Annotated in this window: 22 protein-coding genes, 2 rRNA genes and 1 riboswitch; of the genes, 2 read left to right on the top strand and 22 right to left on the bottom strand. The window is 46.6% G+C overall.

What is annotated here, in order from left to right:
- Positions 1–158: 158 nt before the first annotated feature.
- From ispE to EGM68_RS00605, 9 genes are all read right to left on the bottom strand, one after another.
- Positions 159–1,013 (bottom strand): 4-(cytidine 5'-diphospho)-2-C-methyl-D-erythritol kinase, encoded by an 855-nt coding sequence (ispE, locus tag EGM68_RS00645; RefSeq protein ID WP_025676573.1) that lies wholly within the window; start codon positions 1,011–1,013, stop codon positions 159–161.
- 144 nt (positions 1,014–1,157) lie between these two features.
- Positions 1,158–1,337 carry a small, acid-soluble spore protein, alpha/beta type gene (locus EGM68_RS00640; protein WP_007428013.1) on the bottom strand — a complete coding sequence of 60 codons (180 nt, stop codon included), beginning with the start codon at positions 1,335–1,337 and terminating at the stop codon, positions 1,158–1,160.
- A gap of 165 nt (positions 1,338–1,502) precedes the next feature.
- Positions 1,503–1,784, bottom strand: a complete 282-nt coding sequence (gene veg, locus EGM68_RS00635; protein ID WP_013308120.1) for a biofilm formation stimulator Veg — start codon at positions 1,782–1,784, stop codon at positions 1,503–1,505.
- Between the two features lie 199 nt (positions 1,785–1,983).
- Positions 1,984–2,880 (bottom strand): sporulation peptidase YabG, encoded by an 897-nt coding sequence (yabG, locus tag EGM68_RS00630; protein WP_014599339.1) that lies wholly within the window; start codon positions 2,878–2,880, stop codon positions 1,984–1,986.
- Between the two features lie 55 nt (positions 2,881–2,935).
- Entirely contained in the window at positions 2,936–3,820 is an 885-nt protein-coding gene (gene rsmA / locus EGM68_RS00625) for a 16S rRNA (adenine(1518)-N(6)/adenine(1519)-N(6))-dimethyltransferase RsmA (RefSeq protein ID WP_129550277.1), read from the bottom strand.
- 7 nt (positions 3,821–3,827) lie between these two features.
- A complete protein-coding gene (gene rnmV / locus EGM68_RS00620) occupies positions 3,828–4,373 on the bottom strand; it encodes a ribonuclease M5 (protein WP_013368669.1) in 546 nt (181 codons plus the stop codon).
- A gap of 145 nt (positions 4,374–4,518) precedes the next feature.
- On the bottom strand, positions 4,519–5,667 hold the full coding sequence (locus EGM68_RS00615) for a resuscitation-promoting factor (protein ID WP_013368668.1): 1,149 nt from the start codon (positions 5,665–5,667) through the stop codon (positions 4,519–4,521).
- Between the two features lie 271 nt (positions 5,668–5,938).
- Positions 5,939–6,219: riboswitch (cyclic di-AMP (ydaO/yuaA leader) on the bottom strand.
- Between the two features lie 200 nt (positions 6,220–6,419).
- Complete coding sequence (locus EGM68_RS00610; protein ID WP_090737502.1) at positions 6,420–7,190, bottom strand: TatD family hydrolase; 771 nt, start codon at positions 7,188–7,190, stop codon at positions 6,420–6,422.
- Positions 7,191–7,232: 42 nt separating this feature from the next.
- Entirely contained in the window at positions 7,233–8,516 is a 1,284-nt protein-coding gene (locus tag EGM68_RS00605) for an HD domain-containing protein (protein WP_129548496.1), read from the bottom strand.
- 330 nt (positions 8,517–8,846) lie between these two features.
- Here EGM68_RS00605 and EGM68_RS00600 point away from each other — a divergent pair, with 330 nt between their 5' ends.
- Positions 8,847–9,101 (top strand): AbrB/MazE/SpoVT family DNA-binding domain-containing protein, encoded by a 255-nt coding sequence (locus tag EGM68_RS00600; protein ID WP_007428005.1) that lies wholly within the window; start codon positions 8,847–8,849, stop codon positions 9,099–9,101.
- A 124-nt stretch (positions 9,102–9,225) separates the two neighbouring features.
- Here the strand turns inward: EGM68_RS00600 and rsmI are convergent, their stop codons facing one another.
- The 10 genes from rsmI to EGM68_RS00550 form a co-directional block, all read right to left on the bottom strand.
- Positions 9,226–10,107, bottom strand: coding sequence for a 16S rRNA (cytidine(1402)-2'-O)-methyltransferase (gene rsmI, locus EGM68_RS00595; protein WP_040102451.1), 882 nt, complete (start codon positions 10,105–10,107; stop codon positions 9,226–9,228).
- Positions 10,104–10,862, bottom strand: coding sequence for a tRNA1(Val) (adenine(37)-N6)-methyltransferase (locus EGM68_RS00590; protein ID WP_129548495.1), 759 nt, complete (start codon positions 10,860–10,862; stop codon positions 10,104–10,106). The genes rsmI and EGM68_RS00590 overlap by 4 nt, the downstream gene beginning before the upstream one ends.
- 88 nt (positions 10,863–10,950) lie before the next feature.
- The gene (gene yabA / locus EGM68_RS00585) at positions 10,951–11,325 is read right to left on the bottom strand and encodes a DNA replication initiation control protein YabA (protein WP_013368663.1); all 375 of its coding nucleotides are present in this window, start codon (positions 11,323–11,325) and stop codon (positions 10,951–10,953) included.
- Between the two features lie 27 nt (positions 11,326–11,352).
- Positions 11,353–12,153, bottom strand: coding sequence for a PSP1 domain-containing protein (locus EGM68_RS00580; protein ID WP_013368662.1), 801 nt, complete (start codon positions 12,151–12,153; stop codon positions 11,353–11,355).
- Between the two features lie 138 nt (positions 12,154–12,291).
- A complete protein-coding gene (gene holB, locus EGM68_RS00575) occupies positions 12,292–13,287 on the bottom strand; it encodes a DNA polymerase III subunit delta' (protein ID WP_013368661.1) in 996 nt (331 codons plus the stop codon).
- Positions 13,288–13,537: 250 nt separating this feature from the next.
- Positions 13,538–13,981, bottom strand: coding sequence for a YaaR family protein (locus tag EGM68_RS00570; RefSeq protein ID WP_013368659.1), 444 nt, complete (start codon positions 13,979–13,981; stop codon positions 13,538–13,540).
- A 197-nt stretch (positions 13,982–14,178) separates the two neighbouring features.
- Positions 14,179–14,508, bottom strand: a complete 330-nt coding sequence (locus EGM68_RS00565) for a cyclic di-AMP receptor DarA (RefSeq protein WP_007427998.1) — start codon at positions 14,506–14,508, stop codon at positions 14,179–14,181.
- 73 nt (positions 14,509–14,581) lie between these two features.
- Positions 14,582–15,229, bottom strand: coding sequence for a dTMP kinase (tmk, locus tag EGM68_RS00560; protein ID WP_013368658.1), 648 nt, complete (start codon positions 15,227–15,229; stop codon positions 14,582–14,584).
- A 102-nt stretch (positions 15,230–15,331) separates the two neighbouring features.
- Positions 15,332–16,915, bottom strand: coding sequence for an aminotransferase class I/II-fold pyridoxal phosphate-dependent enzyme (locus tag EGM68_RS00555; RefSeq protein ID WP_129548494.1), 1,584 nt, complete (start codon positions 16,913–16,915; stop codon positions 15,332–15,334).
- Between the two features lie 144 nt (positions 16,916–17,059).
- Positions 17,060–17,245, bottom strand: a complete 186-nt coding sequence (locus tag EGM68_RS00550) for a sigma factor G inhibitor Gin (protein WP_013368656.1) — start codon at positions 17,243–17,245, stop codon at positions 17,060–17,062.
- Between the two features lie 398 nt (positions 17,246–17,643).
- Between EGM68_RS00550 and EGM68_RS00545 the strand changes: the two genes are divergently transcribed.
- Positions 17,644–18,171 (top strand): hypothetical protein, encoded by a 528-nt coding sequence (locus EGM68_RS00545; RefSeq protein ID WP_013368654.1) that lies wholly within the window; start codon positions 17,644–17,646, stop codon positions 18,169–18,171.
- A 357-nt stretch (positions 18,172–18,528) separates the two neighbouring features.
- Here the strand turns inward: EGM68_RS00545 and EGM68_RS00540 are convergent, their stop codons facing one another.
- From EGM68_RS00540 to EGM68_RS00530, 3 genes are all read right to left on the bottom strand, one after another.
- Positions 18,529–18,948, bottom strand: a complete 420-nt coding sequence (locus EGM68_RS00540) for a hypothetical protein (RefSeq protein WP_013368653.1) — start codon at positions 18,946–18,948, stop codon at positions 18,529–18,531.
- A 232-nt stretch (positions 18,949–19,180) separates the two neighbouring features.
- A 5S ribosomal RNA gene (gene rrf / locus EGM68_RS00535) occupies positions 19,181–19,297 on the bottom strand.
- Between the two features lie 78 nt (positions 19,298–19,375).
- A 23S ribosomal RNA gene (locus EGM68_RS00530) occupies positions 19,376–22,302 on the bottom strand.
- Positions 22,303–22,377 lie beyond the last annotated feature (75 nt).

The following is a 22,377-nucleotide window of genomic DNA, read 5'->3' as shown; positions in this document are numbered from 1 at the left end:
CCTGCCGCCCGCTTCGTACAATAAAGCACCGGCGGACTGGCCGGTTGCTGGCGGAATGTAAGTGATATAGTAAAATCCGAATATTTAATAGTAAATATATCATCTTCGTACGTATTTGTACAACAATTGCCACTATAATATGAAAAAAATATCTAAAATCAGGTCAAAAGTCGTACTGCGTAAACATCTTTGCAAAAGCCTCTTAGTCCGTTATAGATCCGTGGCACTTTGGCTTCCTTCGATACCAGTCCGAACACTGTAGGTCCGCTACCTGACATCAGCACCCCATCAGCTCCCAAACGAATCATGGAGTTTTTAAGATGCTCCACTTCTGGATACAGCTTTAATGTCACATCCTCCAATACATTCCCCAGGGCATTGCATACATCGGTAAAAGAAGCATTACGAATCGCCTGCTCCATCTGCCGGGCAGACGGATGGTGCGTAATCTGATCCGCTTTGACACGACCATACACTTCAGCTGTCGATACATTAATCGGCGGCTTGGCGAGGATCACCCAGCATTGTGGCGGATTCGGCAGTGGTTTAAGCAGTTCTCCACGTCCGCTCGCTAAAGCTGTGCCCCCTGTAATACAGAAAGGTACGTCTGAACCCAATTCAGCACCCAGTACCCTTAATTCCGCATCCGAGATACCAAGTTTCCACAGCTTGTTCAGCCCACGCAATGCTGCGGCAGCATCGCTGCTTCCGCCTGCTAATCCTGCAGCCACCGGGATATGCTTATCCAGATGGATATGGACGCCTGTAGACACGTTATAACGTTCTTTGATCAGACGCGCAGCCTGAAAAGCCAAGTTCTTTTCATCTAACGGTATGTACCCGGCTTGGCTTGAAATAATAATGGTATCACGCGGTAACTCGGACATCGTCAATCGGTCGGATAGATCGACCATAGTCATAATCATTTCGACCTCGTGATAACCATCGTCCCGCTTACGTAGAACATCAAGCATTAAATTAATTTTCGCCGGTGCTTTTTCATATATTTTCAAGGCGTTCACCCACCTTCAACTTTTCCCTCAAGACAGCTTAACATATTATATCAGACTCAGCCTGTCAAGTCATGAGGTTCAAAAAAGCGGAGATGCCCCGGTATGACCCCGGATATCCCCGCTTTTTATCAGCACCACCGATGGCTACGATTTGCGAGAAGCCGCCTGCTCTGCAAGCTGAATGGCCCGCTTGACCATATTGCCCGCATCCTTGGCTTTAATGCCTCCCCAGCCTTCTTCCTTAACCGTGTCGTAAAACCCAAGATCTTTGGCCAGTTCATACTTCAGCTCTTCCGACATAACACTCCGTCTTCTTCGGCTCATGCATACGCCTCCTTCGGCAATGGAATAAGGAAGATCATTCCCGCCTTAGTATGTGCAGAGATATCATGCTTCATCCTGCTCTGTAAATACAAAACGACCCCGCCATTAAAAATGACGAGGTCGCCGTTAAACCTGCAAAGCTGGTATAAATCACGTAAAAAAGAATTAAGGTGTTTCGAAATATTCGACTACACTTGTGTGGGAGTCGGGATCATATACACTGACCTCCACCGACTCGGTAAGAATGTCAGCATAGCTGTAGGAGACACGTTTAAACGTCTGTTGCTCCTGATCCAGCTTGACAATAAAAACAGAAGGGTACGTTTCTTCCAAGACACCAGTTCGTTCGACGGTCTTACGGCGTCCGCCGTTAGCCCGCAGCAAAATTTTTTGCCCTACATGTGCGTCGAGACTGCGTTTGATTTCCAACAGCGTATTTTTAGCCATTGCCTAACGACCACCTCTTTCCTTGTCCATTATAACGAATTTTAGAGGGATTGTCAAATCAAGCTAAATATTATAACAACACGAAAAATAAGTTGTCAATTTAATTTTTTGCGAACAGGAATAATATGCATAAAAAATGACAAAAAGCCTCTAAAAAGAGGCTTTTGTTCAGATATATCCTATCGGGCACATTTGAATTTCAGATCGCTGAAGGCGTTACTTTAAGCGTTGACAAATTTTCAAGCTTCGGCAAACCGATGCGGTAGCTTCCCCTTGTTTCAATTCCACCCACTCCGCGGCTGCCACTGATGGTCTGATGAAATAAGTCTCCCATATTGACTGTATCACGGATTGAAGTAAATGCGGCCTTGGCAGCCACGTAAACGGGGTCCAGAGCGTGAATCAGGATACGCCCTGGGGAGCTGGCAAAATTGGCTCCCGCACGTAGCAGCGCCTCAAAATGGGACTGGCATGCCCCCGCTACAATTGTCAGTGAATCCAGATGACGCTCATATTGTCTGGCTACCTGAATCGCTGCCACAAAATTTTGTGAATTCTTGTAGCTTTTCAAGCTGTACAAATCGTAAGGTTGCGGCTGCTTCAGCACACCATCATGTCCGGTGATGACTACAATATCAGGACGAATGCGGGGAAGCAGTCGATATAACGTATCCGCCATTGCCGATTCGTGAACGTGATGTCCCTCAGCGGGAACACGGAGCTGTTCATATAAACTGAGACATTTTCTTAAATAGCCGGGATCTCCATCCAGATGAAGAACCTTTCCTGGCATTTCAAAATACGTCGACTCTACCGGATCACTCCACTCTCCAATCAGAGCCGCCTGGCTACGGGCAGCTTGCTGCTGGCGTGCCCGTTGCAAAAGATTAAGAGACTCCCCGGCCTTAATGTGGGCCTGTTGAGTCTTACCGCTAATCTGGTCTGCAGGCACTCTGACCAGATCGTTCACCGGGGAATCGGCCAGTAGCCGAAATTCCGTCCCCTTAATGATCGCTTTATCCCGCTGGATGTCTTCAACGCGAAACGTGACATCACCGCCGTACGATTTCCGAACGACCAAGTCTCCTAAACTCATCACACTGTATCACCCCTCCTATATCGTATGGGTGAATGCACAGTTTGGTTCCAACTTAGGATATACCAGCCTCCAATAGCACGGCGCTCAGACGCGCAAATTCCTCGATACTCAGCGTTTCCCCTCGACGGGAGGGCTCAATATCAGCTTGTTGCAACAGCGGCTCCAGCGTGTCCCTGTTCTCTTTGGTGAAGAAGCGGCTTTTTAGGTTATTTGAAATGGTTTTACGGCGTTGGGCAAAAGCGGCATGAACCACTTCAAAAAAGTGCTTCTCGTCCACCACTTCCACCGGAGGGACTTCTCGTACACGCAGCCGAATAACTGCCGAATCAACATTCGGCTGCGGAATAAATACTGTATTCGGCACCGTACAGACTAACTCAGGCTCACTGTAATATTGCACGGCTATGCTTAAGCTGCCGTAATCCTTCGTACCAGGAGACGCAGCCATGCGCTCAGCCACCTCCTTTTGAATCATAACGACGATATTCTCCAAAGGAAGCTTGTCCTCCAGTAGACGCATCAGAATCGGTGTAGTGACGTAATACGGCAGATTAGCGACGACACTCACTTTGCCCACGTCTGCAAAATCGACTGCAAACACTTCACGCAAATCCAGCTTTAACACGTCTCCATGGCGAACCTTTACATGCTCGTAAGGGGCCAGCACTTCTTCAAGAATGGGCAACAGCCGCTGGTCAATCTCAACAGCGGTAACTGCCTTAGCGGATTGTGCCAACTTCTCGGTCAAAGCTCCAATGCCCGGACCGATCTCAAGCGCGCCCTTTGTATCATCCAATCCGGCAGCATTTACGATCTTGCTCAGAATATTTTGATCAATCAGAAAGTTTTGTCCCAGACTCTTTTTGAACGAAAAACCGTGCCTTTGAATAATTTCCTTCGTACGCCGCGGTGTTGCTATATCTTGAATCCCTGTCATACGGATATCACAATCCTTCACTTTCGATTTGTGCCAGCGCACTGGCAAATTCCTCACGACTGATCTGAAAGACAGAGAGCCGCTTATGTAGCTGCTTTCCGTTACAATAGCCAATACCCAGTACATTCCCCAAGGCCATACGGCGTGCAGCAGCATTGGGGTGGGTAATAAGTCCAGCGTCAATCAGGTCCGCCATTTCAATCAGCGGTTCGGCGCCTTCCACTGTCGTATGTACCCGCGCGAGAGCGTGTCTGATGGCTTCCGGGGAGGCATTCTCCACGCCAATATCCCCTTTGCGTGTCGCCTCTGCCTCAGGTATAAAAGCCTGCTTGCAGCCGGGGACCTTGGAGGCGATAATTTTACGGATACGCTCCCCTGCATGATCGGGATCAGTTAAAATAATGACCCCCCGCCGTTCCTGTGCCAATGCAATTTTCCGCAGCGTCATTTTATTAATGGCTGAACCGCCAGTTTCTATCGTATCTGCTTCGACAGCACGGCGAATGGCTACCGTATCATCCCGGCCTTCCACCACGATCACTTCCTTGATCATCTTCGTTTCCCTCCACTGCTATACAGCAACATATATTATCTTTCCCTGCTTTTGAAAACAAAATAAGAAGAGGATATCCTCTTCTTAGCATGGCATAACTATGTTGTTAATACTATCGCATTGTCCTCAACATACACAACCTGTTTTAGTTGATTTCCGGCTTTACAGGTCCGATAACATATACGGTTTTACCGTGCTTACGACCAAATTGGTTAGCCCGGCTTAAACTCTCATAATACACATCGATTTTGTGGCCTTTAATCGCGCCACCGGTATCCTCCGCACGGCGGAAGCCTACCCCTTCAATATACACCCACCAGCCGATGGGAATTACATTCGGATCGACAGCGATGGTGCGTCCTTCCGTGACACGCGTGCCGGAGGCGGTACGTGTACCAATACCTGGCTCCTGGGCAGAGTACGCCGTCATGGAGACATTTTGTAAAACTTTTTTATAATTAAAATTAATACCTGCTTTACGGACAGCACTGCCCGAACTAACCTTTGTAGCCTTAACCGCATCTTTAGGGCCGATGGAAGCAGCTAGAACGACCGGTTTTTTCTTCGTCCCTACCGCAATTACCTTATCCACACGATTTTGTGCGACTTCCTTGTTGACCAGCTGTTTGGACACCAATTTTCCATCATGGTATACCTTTTGAACATGCTGGACTACCACACCCGATTTGCCACTTTGAATGACTCGATTATCGCCTTTATAGAGACTTGGATCTGCCGTTTTGATGACCTGATAAGGCACTTGTTTTTTCTGTTCGACCTGCTGTTTCTTCACACGGACGATTTTTATGTCCATGTTAGCTGAAACAGAGGCATCCAACGCAGGGTAAACTTTATCCGTTGATGATAATTTATAGCCCGAAGTGCGAATGGCACCCTCTACTGTATTTTCTGTTGTGTACAGCTTTTTCGTCTCATTGCCTGAGGATACTTTAACCTGATTGGCACGTTTAATGACTACGCGATCCCCATCCTGTACTGCCCCGTTTAGCGGCATGGAAATTGTATCATGCGGCTGAAGTGAAATAGAATGCTCATTGAGCAAATCTTGGAGCTTGGATTCCCGGGTTTCTACCGCAGATGCCTTACCATCGATGACAAAAAAGACTTGTTTTTTAGATTGCGTGTACATCAGAATTGAAATCATAATCGTTAGTGCGATTAGAAAAATAGCAACCAAAGCAGCCTGGCGCACATTCTCTTGCTTCCAACGTAATACGTAAGACATGCTGGATGAGCGTGACTCATGGGTCTCCTCTTTTCGGAAAATGCCCATTTCCTCCGTCCTCCTTACATAGCCCGCCGTCTGGAGTAAGACATAGTTGATCGTTGACGTGACTATAACAGATTTTCTACAAGACAAGCCCGTACTGCGACTGTCCTGCACCATGTACCCGTCTTCGCGGCATGCTGTCCTCCCCTGTTTAACCACAGTATGATGACAGATTTTCTTTTATTCACAACAAAAAAAGCCAAAGAAAGAGACTAGAGAGCTCTTTCGTGGCTTCCGACATGTGTGAATATGCGGGAAAACTCATGCACGAGATGGCTTCTCTCTTGTTACGCTTACGGGGTTAGCTGTCGGGTTCGGACGTAGAGAGTCGCCCTAGCTTAGGTCAACCGCTCATGGCGGTCGCCTTCACATTCACCCCGAAGACCCAGAAAGAAATCGAAATACGGCTTCTCTACCTGTTCAATCCCATCCAGGAAATGAATTTCGGTCGAGCCGGCTACTGAAGAGATAATATCTCTTGCACATACGCCGGACGTACTGTAAGCCATATCGGTTCCCCCGTTCCCTGTAAAAGGGACTCAGCGAGACTGGTTCATGAAATGATTTGTTGATGTTTACACTCAACAACAATTCACTGAAAAGATGATATCCTGTTTCCATGCATGTTGTAAAGCAGGTTTCAAGTACATTTTTCAAAATATTCGGTTAAAAAATTGTAATATTCTTGAGTTTCCTGCAACAAAATCATAATTAGCTCCGTCTATCTCTTTATTTTGATTGATTTCTTCGCTTTTTCACTGAATGTCAAATCGTTCCAAGGCATTTTGGGTCGTAATGGATACCAATTCCTCCACCGTAATTCCCTTAATTTGGGCAGCTGCCTCTGCCACCAATCTCACATGTGCCGACTCATTTCGCTTCCCACGAAACGGATGAGGCGTCAAGTAAGGCGCGTCCGTTTCAATAAGCAGACGGTCCAACGGTACCTGGGCCAGCACCTCTTTTGGCTGCTTGGCATTTTTGAACGTTATGGGCCCGCCGAAGGAAAGGTGGAAACCCATATCCAGCACCATTTTAGCTGTCTCCCAACTCCCAGAAAAGGAGTGCATGACTCCGCCAATCTCGCCCGCCTTTTCCTCACGTAAAATCCTCACAATATCTTCATGTGCATCCCGGTTATGGATAACAATTGGCATGTTGAGCTCACGTGCCAGGCCAATTTGATTTCGAAGTACCCGCTGCTGCACATCCTTTGGTGATGTATCCCAATAATAATCCAGACCGATCTCTCCGATCGCTACAACCTTTTTATGACTGCATAACGATGCAATCCATTCTAAATCACCCTCCTGCATTGTAATGGCATCCTGCGGATGCCATCCAACGGCTGCATAAATAAAATCATACGTCTCAGCCAGCTTCATGGTGGATGGAATGGTCTCACGATTAAATCCGATATTGATCATCCGTGTTACTCCTGATTCGACAGCACGTGCTATAACTTCTTCACGGTCTTCGTCAAATTGTGGCGCATCTAGGTGAGTATGAGTGTCGAATAAATCCAAGGTTTTCATCTCCTTTTCTTACTTACATTTCAATATATTTGTCTATTGTTTGACAAAATAATTCCTTATTTCGGCAGGAAGCCTTTCTTTTACCCCGTTCAATTTATTCTGGGGAAAATACATGTGATATTTTCCTCGGTGAATGCCACTTATTGAGCGTACAATTTCTGAAACTTCGGATATTTCCCGTACCTCGCCCTGACGTCCAAGCAGTAAAATCTGGTTGTCCGTTGAACCGCCCTGCCGAAACACATCATAAGGAAGATCTGTCGGAAAATCAATTTCAAGATCATATTCAGGATGCAAGCCAGCCTTTTCCAAAGCCTCTCGAATATGGTCAACGGTATCTGTATCCATATTTTCAATCTCTACATATTTATACAATCTACGATCCATAAAACGGCTGCTCAAATCACTTAAAATTTCGTCCTTTTCTCGTTTCCATTGGCTAAATACCGTCTGAATCAAAGACTCATCCAGCATCAAATACTGCTCTACTGTTAGCTCTCCTTTTAATAGATCTGGCAGCGGATCCAGCAGAAAACCAAACTCATATCCGTTTTTGAACAATTCCTTAGCTCTCTTGAAAATTTTACGTAACAGGATTTCTGAGCTGCGTGTTACAGGATGGAAATAAATTTGCCAGTACATCTGGTAGCGTGACATTAGATAATCCTCTACTGCATGCATACCCGACTCTTTTACGACAATTCTCCCATTGTGAGGGCGCAGCAAACGTAAAATACGATCCAAATCAATTGTTCCGTAGTTAACACCTGTTGAATGAGCATCCCGCAACAAATAATCCATACGGTCAGCATCCAGCGGGCTTGTTACCAAGTTGACAACAATCGGCTTATCATACGTTTTGGCTATAACCGCCGCGACCTTGTGGGGCAACATCTCATCAACTTGCCGTAGCACAGCGTTGATCTTCGTGTCCCCCAGTACAATGCGGCATGTCCAATCCTCATGGTTCATATGAAAGGCTTCTTCAATTGAATGAGAAAATGGACCGTGCCCCACATCGTGCAACAAAGCGGCACACAGAGCAATCAGTCTTTCTTCCTTGGGCCAGTCGGGAAAATCTCCACGTTCAAATTGAGAAATAATACGTCTCGTAATCTCATATACGCCCAGTGAATGTGAAAACCGGCTGTGCTCCGCTCCATGAAACGTAAGATAAGATGTGCCTAACTGCCGAACGCGTCGTAACCGTTGGAACTCCGGCGTATTGATCAATCGCCATATCACAGTATCCTGAACATGGATGTAATTATGTACCGGGTCCTTAAAAACTTTTTCTTCACTGAGTGGCTGGTGCAAGATATCAGCTCCTTTAATATTCGGAATAATGGATTAAAATACAATAAAATCCTAAACGCCCTCCCTTATTCGACATCGTTTGTCGTTTTTTGTCGAATTATCACTTTTCGACATTTCCAAATCTACAATAAGGCAAATCATCCGTAAAATAAGGTAAGGTACATGGATAAAGCTCTTTGTTCTAAATACTTTTGCATAATTAGGCTGTTACTACTTTTTTTAGGTTGACTGTTTTGGGAATCGTTGGTATAGTAAATATCAGAAAAGAGAAAATTTTGTCGAATCATGACACTTATATTATTTTAAACGGCGAGAGGAGCCTGATTTATTATGATGAAATCCACTGGTATTGTAAGAAAAGTTGACGAGCTCGGACGTGTTGTTATTCCAATCGAATTGCGCCGTACCCTGGGAATCGGAGAGAAAGACGCTTTGGAAATTTACGTTGATGGCGAGCGCATCATGCTTAAAAAATACGAGCCTGCTTGTATCTTCTGTGGCAATGCTGAGAACGTAATTTACTTCAAAGGGAAAATTGTTTGCCAAGATTGCATTTCTGAAATCCCAACACCTGTGACAAACTGAGAATTTTAGTATATAATAGACTTATCAGAGATTGTTAATTCTAACCTTTTTCATATATACTCCTTGTTGCCTTCCACGGTTTGAACCCAACCGTTGGAAGGCCCTTTTTTGTTTAGACACGTATTCATAAGAGTGCGTTGTACACGTCCCTCTTGGAAATTGAACGGTCTGTGGCTGTACGTTTCATGGCATCCTTGCGAGTAAGCCCCTCTGACTCGTAATGCGCGACATGAGACTCCAAAGATAAGTCCTGCCACCATGCCTGCCGCTCCTGTTCTTCTTCCTCTTCGTTTTTCCCCTCAACAACCAGACAGTATTCACCAAGCGGCGGATTTTCCTCTAATTTTGCAAGACACTGCTCCACCGTTCCACGCACCCATTCTTCATGCAACTTGGTCAGCTCACGGGCAAGCACCACTTTGCGTGATCCTAATGTTTCCTTTAATACTGTCAATGTCCTTACAATACGGTGAGGCGATTCATAAAAAAGAATCGTGCCGTGGGATACCTGAAATGATAACAATAACTTCTCTAGATCCTTTTTTTCCCTTGGTGGAAAACCAGCGAAGGTAAACCTCTCTGTATCCAGTCCTGAGGCAATTAAAGCTGATAGTGCCGCATTTGCCCCTGGGATAGGAATAACACTGATTTCTGCTTCAAGTGCCAGCTTGACCAGATCCGAACCAGGATCAGAAATGGCCGGTAGACCTGCATCGCTAACCAGTGCCAAATTTTTTCCTTCTATTATATAACGTATCAGTTCAGGCCCACTGGCAGCCTTATTATGTTCATGATAACTGAAGAGCATTTCCGGCGTGATGTCGAAATGTGTGAGCAGTTTGCGTGTCTGTCGCGTATCCTCGGCAGCGATAATATTACATGACTTTAGGGTGTTAATTGCCCTAAAGGTCATATCATCCAGATTGCCAATCGGTGTGGCAACGAGATATAACTTTCCCCGTTCCTCTTCACGGTTACTAAAGCTTTTTTGTACAGCTGCTGTCACACTGAATCCCCCTTACTTACTTCTCCATAGATTTCTCTTATTTCCTGAGTATAGTTCCCATCTTCCTGATATACAATGAGTGGGGGTAATAGGCGAACCTCCGGTTTGCCGTCACGCATCGCTTCAACAAGTACCATATTCGCTTCCATATGAATCCGTGGGTGAACAAAACGTATCCGCTTGGGTTCCAGGCTATAACTGCGCATCAAGGATATAATCTCAGCCAGCCGCTGTGGGCGGTGAACCATTGATACTTTCCCCCCATTTCGGACAAGCCGAGAACATGCCTGAATGACTTCTTCCAGTGTACAGTTCACTTCATGACGCGCAATGGCCTGGTGAGGGTTCAGCTTGATATCGCTACCATTTAGCGGCATATAGGGAGGATTCACAGTAATTGCATCATACGCGCCATGTCCCGTGATTTGAACCAGTTCACGCAAGTCTCCTTCCCGAATCTCAATCGCATCTTCTAATCCATTCAAACTCACGCTCCGTCTAGCCATATCCGCCAGGCGTGGTTGAATCTCAATTCCTTCAATAGATGCTTTGGTGCGTGTCGTCAACAGTATGGGAACAACCCCATTGCCCGTACACAAATCGAGAATCTTCCCACGCTGAAGCGGAATACCTGCAAACCGTGCCAGCAAGACCGCATCCATCGAAAAGCTAAACACTTCATCACTTTGGATAATACGCAGATTATGTGAAAGCAGATCATCAATTCGTTCAGACTTCTTTCCATTTTCGTACATAATGCTCTCCCATCCTATAACCTAAATCGCTTTTTACTCATACTTCCTTACAAAAAAGCCGTAGGCATCTTGCTCCTACGGCTTGTTTTTATTTATTCAAAAATGACAGACAGAAGAGGCAATCGCCTTCTGTTCGCAAATGTCCGTAATACACGTTGCATATATGAAATCCTTCATGATACAGCCTTGCCAGATTGTCGTAGCCTTCGCCCACGACCTCACCCGTTTCCTCTTCATCCTTAACGACGATCGGAGGAGGAAGTTTCGGCTTGCTTGCCGTCTTTTCTTCTCCAGAGGTCTCACGTTTGAGCATCTTGCGCACCTGTTCGTTTTCAATCGTTAGTCGTTGATTTTCCTCCAGCAGCTCTTTTACTGCCAGTTTCAATTCACCCAGATCGCTATGCAACTGTCCCATTTGGGTTTCCATTTCGTGAATACGCGCAAAAACATTTAATTTATCCAAGTTTCCACCCCGAAGCAACCTAATGGTTTACTTGACGACTACATCGTCCATTGGAAGTTCCTTGACCTTACTGATCTCAAACAGTTGAACATGTACCGTACGATGGCCTGCATTGACACCTACCACTTTTCCTTCTCCCAGAGAAGTGATAACCATCTTACCTACCTGAGGTAGCTCTTCTCGCATGCTCTCGTAGTTATCATGTTCAAATTTGAGACAGCACATCAATCTTCCGCACAACCCGGAAATTTTCGTCGGATTCAGCGACAAGCTCTGATCCTTCGCCATCTTAATAGATACCGGGTCAAAATCCCCCAGCCATGAGGAACAACACAGAATACGTCCGCAAGGTCCAATTCCACCAAGCATTTTAGCCTCATCCCGTACTCCGATCTGCCGCAGCTCAATTCGTGTACGAAAAATGCTGGCCAAATCCTTTACAAGCTCTCGAAAATCAACTCGACCCTCTGCCGTAAAATAAAAAATGATCTTATTGCGGTCAAATGTAAATTCCACATCTACCAGCTTCATTTTAAGGTTATGGTCTTTAATTTTATTTAAACACGTACCGAATGCATCCTTGGCCGCCAATTTATTCTCTTCTACAACAAGAGCGTCATCATCTCCGGCAATACGAATGACTTTTTTTAAGGGTAGGACAACATCCGAATCATTTACTTCTTTTTTGCCCACCACAACCTTGCCATATTCAATCCCGCGTGCGGTCTCTACTATGACGCAGTTTTCTTTCTCCACTGGAAGGTCCAGCGGATCAAAATAATAAGTCTTGCCCGCCTTCTTGAAACGGACACCCACTACACTATACAAAAATTAACCCCCTTGTATGCCACTAAACCTCATTTGTAGCCGACATTGTACGAATGGCCGCAATTGAAGTCTCACTGTCGCACAAACCGGGAACCTGGCGTCGCGGATTGTGCAGAGTGGAACAAGCGCGCCTTCCTGTTAGCCGGTGATAGAACCGCTTGTATCGGACAACCCAATCAGAAGCTGCTCCACGCATAATTGTCCGTTGACGTGAAAACGGAGCTTCTTCCTGCAATTCGCGGCCAAATCCATATAAGAGACCCATTGTTCCGTGCTGCGGGTGATTGCCAATTTGGAGACGGACTCCAAATGATCTATGAAAACAATGCTTTCGTGCCTTCCGTAACGGAAATGAAGCATATCTTTGAACCACAAATGAAACAGATGAAACAGAATATCCAGGTGATCAGAAAGTCCAGTTTTAAAAATCTTCTGTTGAGCCAGAATAATTGACGAACTCCCCCGGCTCATGGACTCCTTCACTAATTGTAACACTACGTTTCTAATTTCTGCAAACCAATTCTGCTGGAGAATTTCTCTACATGATTCCAGTCCGGAAGCCATATGAACCACTGACCGGACAAGTCCTGCCGTATAGCCTTCCCCAATTAACGCCTGCATCATCATTTCCGGCTGTAAAGCGTGGAAAGGTACCTGCTGTGTCCGCGATTGAATCGTAGGCAGCAACGCCTGTCCATTTTCAGAAATGAGTATACCGACCACAGGAATCTGAGGCTCCTCCAAAAATTTAAGCAGGCTGTTAGCAGCTTGCACTGTCATGGTATCCGCCTGCCGAATGATATATACCTTAGGGTTGGAGCTTTCAGATTTGTATGAAAATATTCGTTGAAGCCCACGAATCTGATCAATTTTAATCGTTGCCCCATCAGGCTCTACAATGTGCAAGTCCGGGTGATTCCCGTGCTCTACCTTGCGGCATGACAAGCACTCCCCACATGCATCATCCGTCTGTTTCTCACAGAATAAAGCCTTGGCAAAGGTCTGTGCCATGTTCATCTGTCCGCTTCCCTGCGGTCCGCTAAAAACATAAGCATGGCTGACTGTGTGATTCCGCAATGCACTCTGCAGCATTTTTTTGGCTACATCCTGCCCCAATATATGTTGGAAAGACATATTTCCTCACTTTCTCCACTGAAAACAACGATGAACCATCAGCTAATCGTTGTTTCCCCGGGCGAGTTTGTTGCTGGTCCGATGATCTCACCCTCAAATCATGGTTCTTCAGTATAACTGTACTGCTGTTTGCATACTACGTTTGCCCACATGTACATAGTCAAAAATAATCTGCCAGCATGATCAGCAAGCAGATTATTTCATCGTGGCAACAGCCCGTCTGTATTCATTTATAACATAAGACTGCATTTTAAAATGAAAGATTAATCAACAAACCTCTAATCTCACCGACTCCTTGCAAAAGCTCAATCTTCCCTTGCTCGGTATCAAGCAGCTCATCTGCCATTTTGAGCAATAGCTCATCCACTTCATCAATGAGTTTATAACGCTTGCTGCGTCCCCGACGATCCCATCCCTTTGTGTCTTTCATAGACACGCCACGCCGAACTGTATCTTCCAAAAACCGTTTGACCAGCATCTTATAGGCCTTCAACTCACGAATCGTCATTGAGCGAGCAAGACGATCTCCCTGCATTTGAATTTCCTTAAAGCGCCGGTTCAATTCCTCCTTCGAAGCCTGCTCCCCATTTTGCTGCATAACATCGGAGAAGCTTTTCGGTTGAATTGGCTTAGCACTCGTTTCATTTGTAGACAATGTACTGTGTAAAGGGCGGTAGCCCGGATTTATTTTCATATAAACCTGCTTTCTCCCCGGATGCTTCCCTTTTCCCTTCAACGAACAGTTCAATAGAGAACTCGGGAGTCTCTTCGGCTTTCCGGGGGCTGCGCTGTAGCGCTGCCGTTTTAGTGGATCTGCTCCTCATTCCCATCATGAGCGAGAAACAGGCATTTCCACTATCATATCGGCAAAATAGGTTCTATTGTGTAGATTCAGAAATGCTCGAAACGGTCTACAGGCATCACGAAAACTGTCGCTCCACCCACCTGCACTTCAACAGGCAACGGTAGATAGGAGTCCGTCGTCCCACTCATAGGGGTAACGGGTGTGACCAGCTGTTCACGTACCTTGCAACTGCTGCGAATGACATTCATCAACGAGTCTACCTGATTGTCATCAACACCAATCATAAATGTCGTATTGCCTGCACGCAGAAATCCTCCTGTACTGGCCAATTTGGTAGCACGGAAGTTAGCCTTCACCAGTCCGCTGGATAATCTATTACTGTCCTTATCCTGTACAATCGCAATAATCAGCTTCATCCTGTATTCCTCCTTCAAGTCATACTAGGGACACCTTGTCCCTAGCTCAATTTTACCGTATATCCTTCGACAATTATACGCTAAAATTCTGAATAAACCGCTTTTTTAGCAAATCCTTCAATACTTGCTCTACCTGCTCTGGTGCGGGAGATGCGTCCACAATCGTAATTCGTTCCGGAAATTTGCGAGCAAGCTCCAGATAAGCCTCTCGTACCTTATGATGAAACGATATGCTCTCCATATCGAGGCGATCCATTTCCTCTCCCCGTGACGCATTAATTCTTGCCAACCCCAATTCGGGCTCAATATCCAGATAGAACGTGGCATCTGGCTCCCAATCATCTACCGCAAAGCGATTAATCGAAGCTACCTCTTCAATACCGATTCCTCTTGCAAACCCTTGATAGACCAGGCTACTGTCCACAAAACGGTCACACAATACGATAGCTCCTTGTTCAATAGCCGGCTTTACCTTCTCCACCAAATGTTGGCGCCGCGCCGCCGCATATAAAAGTGCCTCTGTTCGGGCATCCATACTGGTATGAGCAGGATCCAGAATGATAGAACGAATCTTTTCAGAAATTTCGATGCCGCCCGGTTCCCTCGTCGTGACGACTGGATGGCCTTCTTCCTCCATATACTTTGCCAGTCGTTGGATCATGGTTGTTTTACCGGAGCCGTCTCCCCCCTCCAGCGTAATAAAAATGCCTTTGCGATTCATGTTATTCCCTGCTTTCCTGCCTGAAAAATAAAAGTCACCCACAGGCTGCGTATGCTTCTTTTATCCAGTCTTCTGTATTTGTTAATTCTCTAGTATTAATCTTTATTGTAAACGGAATACCCGAATCGTAAGCATACTTTCATCTGCTACCCCTTGCCATTTAGCTCCCAGCTCACGTAGACGAACCATCCGCAGAGCAATCGCTTCTGTGATCATTTCCCCTGCATATAGCAGTGGAATGCCTGGAGGATACGGAATAATCATTTCAGCAGCTGTCCTACCAGCTGATTCCTCTACAGGCACGATCTCCATCTGATCCGGATCAATCGGTTGAAGCCCAAACTGCACCGGACTAGAGTAAGCCTTCATTCCATCATTGTTCCACGTGGAAAAATCTAATTCTAGCCTCTGCTGCTCTTTCCCCGCTAACTCCGGCTCCTCCGCCGTCCCCTTAAATCTTATATCATTATTTATATGCACAAGAGCCTGCAACAGGTGACTCACATCCCTAGCTATAGAGCCTAACGTAAACAATAAAACCACATGTTTCTCGTCACTCATCTCTGGAATACATCCGTAAGTCTCCAACTCACGTTTTAATCCAAACCCATCTAGTACACCCCATGTATCATACAGCACTATTTTAAAAGGGTCCTGAGTTGAGTAACCATTTGTCCTCTCCTCAGCCCTTTCCAGGGCCTCAGAGATCCCCTTCTGAGCGTCACACTTTTCACTTGCCTGCTGTGTAGGCTCTACCAAGCGAAAGCGTGGGAGCTGCGCCAGGCCCTTTCTAAAAGCGTCTGCTGCCGCTAAGCCCTCTGTAAAGGCATCCGTGCCATAAGCATCAATATACCATCTTGCCAAATCCAGCGAGGCCATTAATGGATATGAAGGGCTGGAGCTTTGCACCATAGCCAGCCGCTGACGGAGCAGTTCCCGGTGAATTCTCCGTCCTTGCACATGTAGCATGGCGCCCATAGTCATAGCTGGAAGCATTTTATGTGTCGATTGGACGACTACATCAGCCCCACAGGAAAGAGCAGAGACTGGCAAACAAGGATGCAGCCCATAATGAGCACCATGTGCTTCATCTACCATCAACGGCACATCGGCCGCATGACAAGCTTTAGCTGTAGCAGTCAGATCATGCCCCATCCCATAATAGTTAGGCAGCGTAAGTAACACTCCTTTAGCCGAAGGATAGTCCTTGAGTGCAGCCTTTATCGTGTCTGTCGATGGAGCAACCGCTAGCCCGCTTAGTGTATCTATTTCTGGATCTAGGAATACCGCCTTGGCCCCTGATAGCATGAGACCGTTCAGTACAGATTTGTGTACATTTCGCTGTACCAATAGTACATCTCCTGGCTTCGTGCATACGGTCAAAATCATAGCCAAATTACCGACTGTGCTGCCTCCAATAAGCCAAAAGCTCTCTTCTGCACCAAAGCACTTCGCAGCCAGCTCCTGACCTTCACGGATTACGTCTTCTGGGTGATGCAAATCGTCCAGTCCGGTAATTTCCGTCGCATCAATAGACATCACCTCTTGCAACAGAGACGCCATTTCTTCATGCCTATAGACTTGTCCATTTTTATGACCGGGTACATGGAAAGAAGCATTTCCCTGAGAACTGTAACGTATTAGAGCTTCCACTAATGGTGCATGAACCGTCTTTTTCCCCATCATTCTGCAATCCTTCCAAACAAAGCTTTATATCTACCCTATTTTATCGTAAAATCAAGCGGAATCCTACTTTTACTCACAGAAAAAAAGGCCCGTATCGACAGACCTTGGAATGCCTATCCTTCAAACACTAGCTAGCGAAGGATATTATGCATTTTTCTGTACCCAAATTTGCTTTAGTTGATCAATAAAAAAATGATATTTGGCGTCAGTTGCATCCGTGTGCACCATTTCCGCTTCACACGTATCACAGATAAACTCGGAAACGATAAAAATGCCTTCATGTTTGTGTTGTCCGCATATGATGCAGCGGTGGTCACCTTGATCATGCATATCCATCCCACCTTGTTTCTTTTACTATTAGTATGGGTCACTTTCTACTATTTTAAACCTTTTCATAGCCCAGTTCGACGATATACTCTATATATATTCCACTTGGGCTATTATGGTGTTTGTACCCCGTATGTTTAAAAAAACAGCCGCATATGCCGATATAATAAGAAAAGCTTCTATAGTATGGATGCCCTTTCATCGAAGCCTTTGTACACTTCATCAGTGAGCTTTTCCTGTAATTATAGAATAGGTTAGCTAACGCTAGATGTCGTCGTTCTATACTCTTACAAAAAAAAATTGATGCTTATTAAAGCGGCATGAGCGAAGTACCGTCCCTTTTTCCGGCTGTGGACGGGAAGCCACTTGTGATGCAGTAGATTAATGAAAGGACTGTTCGCATGACAGAGGAAACCGGAACCAAAGCTACCTACTATCACTACAAGCTCATCAAAAAAATCAATATACCGCGTCAGCTGATATGGAGTCACCTCACACTGCCTGTTATTATGCTTCTCTTTCTGCTTCTTGCCTTTTCCTGGACCAGTGTATTTTTGTTTGCTCTTGCCTTTTTCCTAACCTTATGGGTACACTTCGTAATCTCGCGATCTGTCCTATACATAGGTGGTGGGACAGCCTTCCGCAAACGCTGGGCATTCCAGCGCAGGTTGCCTTGGCTAGGCTATATGACAGACCAGTACATAGGCTATAGGATTTTTCGTCGTGTGCACATACATACACTCTGGATTGGTATCTGCTTATCTGCCGTATTCATTCTCTGGTCTCCACCAGCCTTTACCGTATCCTTACTCTTCTGGCACTTATGGCTCATTGCACCGCGTTTATACGTCTTGAGTCGGCTTACAGGGGAGAGAAAAGACGGCATGTTGAAGTTCACCGATGAAGAAGCCTCCTACTATCAACAGTAAATCAATTCACCTCCTATCTGTACAGATCGAAACTTCAACTAATGTATCTCCAACGCTTCAGCCTAAGAATAATAAAAAGGAGCAACCCGACCCGGGTTGCTCCTTTTTTGTAATTTAACAATTATAATCCCTTTATTCTCTCACTAAATAGACTTTATCCACATTATATATGTCGTTAAATTAGTAAATCAATCTATACACAAATATATAAAAGGAAGCCACTCTCTACACAACGGCAGTTTCAAGTGCTTCCCCATCTTATCATTCATCATTATCCGTACAGCAACCAATACACTATGAGTTAACTATGACCCCACAATACATCTTGTGTTGCATACTTGAGTGAAAATCGCACTCCTAATTAAGGTCTACACTTTTACTCTTCACGGTAGCTTTTCTGTCTTTTGGAACCAATACGGTAAAAGAACCATCATGCACAGACAAATGCACCATGTGTTTATTTTTCTGGAACACCTTCTGATTCGAGGTAGATAAATTCGGTTCCTCAGTCCAGCCCCAGGCTGCAATCTCCTCCAGATAAGGAGCAGGTAGACTATCGCTTTCCTTCAACGCTGGCAGTGCATAGCGTACATAGTCCATGTCCGAATTGCTGCTGGCCCGATCGGTTTTACTAGCTTCTTTGGGAACCGGAAACGTCTTCTCGTTAGCAGCACCCTCAAACGATGTCCAAGAAGGCTCCTCTTCCACGCACCCGGTAAGAATCGCGACAGCGACACTGAATAGCACCAATAGAGCAAGCCATTTATTTCGCCGCATGATCTTCCCTCCTTACCAGCCTGATTGACTATACAAAATCCTATAATGGAGTTTGCATAATTCTGCAATATAGCAGCGTATGTGTATGGGATTCAATACCTATATTATACAGGGTTTGCTCTTACATTCCGTAACAAAAATGTTACCTTCCTTTTGTAAGGATATTTCCAAATTACATCTATATGCAAAAAAAGAACCATAATCTTAATAAGATCATGGTTCTCTACTTGTTGCTTGGCAACGTCCTACTCTCCCAGGACCCTGCGGTCCAAGTACCATCGGCGCTGGAGGGCTTAACGGTCGTGTTCGGGATGGGTACGTGTGGAACCCCTCCGCTATCGCCACCAAACATGAATTTGCCTCGCAAATTCTAACTTCAAGGTTACACCCTGAAAACTGGATCCGAAACTTCCTTGCGCCTTATCTTTAGGATAAGCCCTCGACCGATTAGTATTGGTCAGCTCCATGCATTACTGCACTTCCACCCCCAACCTATCTACCTCGTCGTCTTCAAGGGGTCTTACATACTGGGAAATCTCATCTTGAGGGGGGCTTCACGCTTAGATGCTTTCAGCGCTTATCCCTTCCGTACATAGCTACCCAGCGGTGCTCCTGGCGGAACAACTGGTACACCAGCGGTACGTCCATCCCGGTCCTCTCGTACTAAGGACAGCTCCTCTCAAATTTCCTACGCCCACGACAGATAGGGACCGAACTGTCTCACGACGTTCTGAACCCAGCTCGCGTACCGCTTTAATGGGCGAACAGCCCAACCCTTGGGACCTACTTCAGCCCCAGGATGCGATGAGCCGACATCGAGGTGCCAAACCTCCCCGTCGATGTGGACTCTTGGGGGAGATAAGCCTGTTATCCCCAGGGTAGCTTTTATCCGTTGAGCGATGGCCCTTCCATGCGGTACCACCGGATCACTAAGCCCGACTTTCGTCCCTGCTCGACTTGTAGGTCTCGCAGTCAAGCTCCCTTCTGCCTTTGCACTCTTCGAATGATTTCCAACCATTCTGAGGGAACCTTGGGGCGCCTCCGTTACTCTTTAGGAGGCGACCGCCCCAGTCAAACTGCCCACCTGACACTGTCCTCGCACCGGATCACGGTACCAAGTTAGAACCTAGATACGATCAGGGTGGTATCCCAAGGATGCCTCCCTTCAAGCTGGCGCTCAAAGTTCTACGGCTCCCACCTATCCTGTACAGATCGTACCCAAATTCAATATCAAGCTGCAGTAAAGCTCCATGGGGTCTTTCCGTCTTGTCGCGGGTAACCTGCATCTTCACAGGTATTAAAATTTCACCGGATCTCTCGTTGAGACAGCGCCCAAGTCGTTACGCCATTCGTGCGGGTCAGAATTTACCTGACAAGGAATTTCGCTACCTTAGGACCGTTATAGTTACGGCCGCCGTTTACTGGGGCTTCGGTTCATAGCTTCGCCCGAAGGCTTACCACTCCCCTTAACCTTCCAGCACCGGGCAGGCGTCAGCCCGTATACTTCGCCTTGCGGCTTCGCACAGACCTGTGTTTTTGCTAAACAGTCGCTTGGGCCTTTTCACTGCGGCCCCCTCGGGCTATTCACCCTACCGAGGCACCCCTTCTCCCGAAGTTACGGGGTCATTTTGCCGAGTTCCTTAACGAGAGTTCTTCCGCGCGCCTTAGAATTCTCTTCTCGCCTACCTGTGTCGGTTTGCGGTACGGGCACCTTCTCCTGGCTAGAGGCTTTTCTTGGCAGTCTGAGATCATGACCTTCGCTACTATAATTTTCGCTCCCCATCACAGCCCAGCCTTCACGATGTGCGGATTTGCCTACACATCAGCCTCACTGCTTAGACGGACATCCATCAGTCCGCGTCACTACCCTACTGCGTCACCCCATTGCTCATAACGGATTACGGTGGTACAGGAATTTCTACCTGTTGTCCTTCGACTACGCCTATCGGCCTCGCCTTAGGTCCCGACTTACCCTGAGCGGACGAACCTTCCTCAGGAACCCTTAGGCTTTCGGCGGATCTGATTCTCACAGATCTTTTCGTTACTCATACCGGCATTCTCACTTGAATGCAGTCCAGCGCTCCTTCCGGTACACCTTCAACCCGCATTCAACGCTCCCCTACCCCTGATGCAAAGCATCAAGCCATAGCTTCGGTGGTGTGTTTAGCCCCGTTACATTTTCGGCGCAGAGTCACTCGACCAGTGAGCTATTACGCACTCTTTCAATGGTGGCTGCTTCTAAGCCAACATCCTGGTTGTCTGTGCAACTCCACATCCTTTCCCACTTAACACACACTTGGGGACCTTAGCTGATGGTCTGGGCTGTTTCCCTTTCGACAATGGATCTTAGCACTCACTGTCTGACTCCCGGAACTAAATCTATGGCATTCGGAGTTTGACTGAGCTTGGTAACCCTTGCGGGCCCCGCACCCAATCAGTGCTCTACCTCCACGATTCTTTTTTCCGAGGCTAGCCCTAAAGCTATTTCGGGGAGAACCAGCTATCTCCGGGTTCGATTGGAATTTCTCCGCTACCCCCACCTCATCCCCGCATTTTTCAACATGCGTGGGTTCGGGCCTCCAGTGCGTGTTACCGCACCTTCACCCTGGACAGGGGTAGATCACCCGGTTTCGGGTCTACGTCCACGTACTCATTCGCCCTATTCAGACTCGCTTTCGCTGCGGCTTCAGCTCTTCACCTTAACCTTGCACGGGAACGTAACTCGCCGGTTCATTCTACAAAAGGCACGCCATCACCCATAGATCGGGCTCTGACTTCTTGTAAGCACACGGTTTCAGGATCTATTTCACTCCCCTTCCGGGGTGCTTTTCACCTTTCCCTCACGGTACTGCTTCACTATCGGTCGCCAGGGAGTATTTAGCCTTGGCAGATGGTCCTGCCGGATTCATACGGGGTTTCACGTGCCCCGCACTACTCGGGATACGTCTCGGAGGGAACAAGTTTTGAATTACAGGGCTTTTACCTTCTCTGGCGGGCCTTTCCAGACCTCTTCATCTAACCGGTTCCTTTGTAACTCCATGTGAGACGTCCCACAACCCCAAGGAGCAAGCTCCTTGGTTTGGGCTAATCCGCGTTCGCTCGCCGCTACTGACGGAATCACTATTGTTTTCTCTTCCTCAGGGTACTTAGATGTTTCAGTTCCCCTGGTCTGCCTCTCACTCACCTATGAATTCAGTGAGTAGTGACTGTCGATGAAGACAGCCGGGTTTCCCCATTCGGACATCCCCGGATCAAAGCTTGCTTACAGCTCCCCGAGGCTTTATCGTTGTTCGCCACGTCCTTCGTCGGCTCCTGGCGCCTAGGCATCCTCCGTGTGCTCTTTGTAGCTTAACCTAGACTTTTCTTTCGCAGAAAGAAAATGTCGATGTTTAATAAGAAAATGATTTTTGCTACAAGCAAAATATCTTT

Origin of the sequence: Paenibacillus sp. M-152 (assembly GCF_003856555.1) — a bacterium.
Classification (GTDB): Bacteria; Bacillota; Bacilli; order Paenibacillales; family Paenibacillaceae; genus Paenibacillus; species Paenibacillus polymyxa_C.
The sequence above is the reverse complement of the archived record's forward strand: the minus strand, read 5'-3'. Positions and strand labels throughout refer to the sequence as shown.

Bases quoted from the DNA above. Each gene is read 5' to 3' on its own strand.
- EGM68_RS00640 (WP_007428013.1), bottom strand. From the start codon at position 1,337: ATGAGCCGAAGAAGACGGAGTGTTATGTCGGAAGAGCTGAAGTATGAA.
- veg (WP_013308120.1), bottom strand. From the start codon at position 1,784: ATGGCTAAAAATACGCTGTTGGAAATCAAACGCAGTCTCGACGCACAT.
- yabG (WP_014599339.1), bottom strand. From the start codon at position 2,880: ATGAGTTTAGGAGACTTGGTCGTTCGGAAATCGTACGGCGGTGATGTC.
- rsmA (WP_129550277.1), bottom strand. From the start codon at position 3,820: ATGACAGGGATTCAAGATATAGCAACACCGCGGCGTACGAAGGAAATT.
- rnmV (WP_013368669.1), bottom strand. From the start codon at position 4,373: ATGATCAAGGAAGTGATCGTGGTGGAAGGCCGGGATGATACGGTAGCC.
- EGM68_RS00615 (WP_013368668.1), bottom strand. From the start codon at position 5,667: ATGGGCATTTTCCGAAAAGAGGAGACCCATGAGTCACGCTCATCCAGC.
- EGM68_RS00600 (WP_007428005.1), top strand. From the start codon at position 8,847: ATGATGAAATCCACTGGTATTGTAAGAAAAGTTGACGAGCTCGGACGT.
- EGM68_RS00590 (WP_129548495.1), bottom strand. From the start codon at position 10,862: ATGTACGAAAATGGAAAGAAGTCTGAACGAATTGATGATCTGCTTTCA.
- holB (WP_013368661.1), bottom strand. From the start codon at position 13,287: ATGTCTTTCCAACATATATTGGGGCAGGATGTAGCCAAAAAAATGCTG.
- EGM68_RS00570 (WP_013368659.1), bottom strand. From the start codon at position 13,981: ATGAAAATAAATCCGGGCTACCGCCCTTTACACAGTACATTGTCTACA.
- EGM68_RS00565 (WP_007427998.1), bottom strand. From the start codon at position 14,508: ATGAAGCTGATTATTGCGATTGTACAGGATAAGGACAGTAATAGATTA.
- tmk (WP_013368658.1), bottom strand. From the start codon at position 15,229: ATGAATCGCAAAGGCATTTTTATTACGCTGGAGGGGGGAGACGGCTCC.
- EGM68_RS00555 (WP_129548494.1), bottom strand. From the start codon at position 16,915: ATGATGGGGAAAAAGACGGTTCATGCACCATTAGTGGAAGCTCTAATA.
- EGM68_RS00550 (WP_013368656.1), bottom strand. From the start codon at position 17,245: ATGCATGATCAAGGTGACCACCGCTGCATCATATGCGGACAACACAAA.
- EGM68_RS00545 (WP_013368654.1), top strand. From the start codon at position 17,644: ATGACAGAGGAAACCGGAACCAAAGCTACCTACTATCACTACAAGCTC.
- EGM68_RS00540 (WP_013368653.1), bottom strand. From the start codon at position 18,948: ATGCGGCGAAATAAATGGCTTGCTCTATTGGTGCTATTCAGTGTCGCT.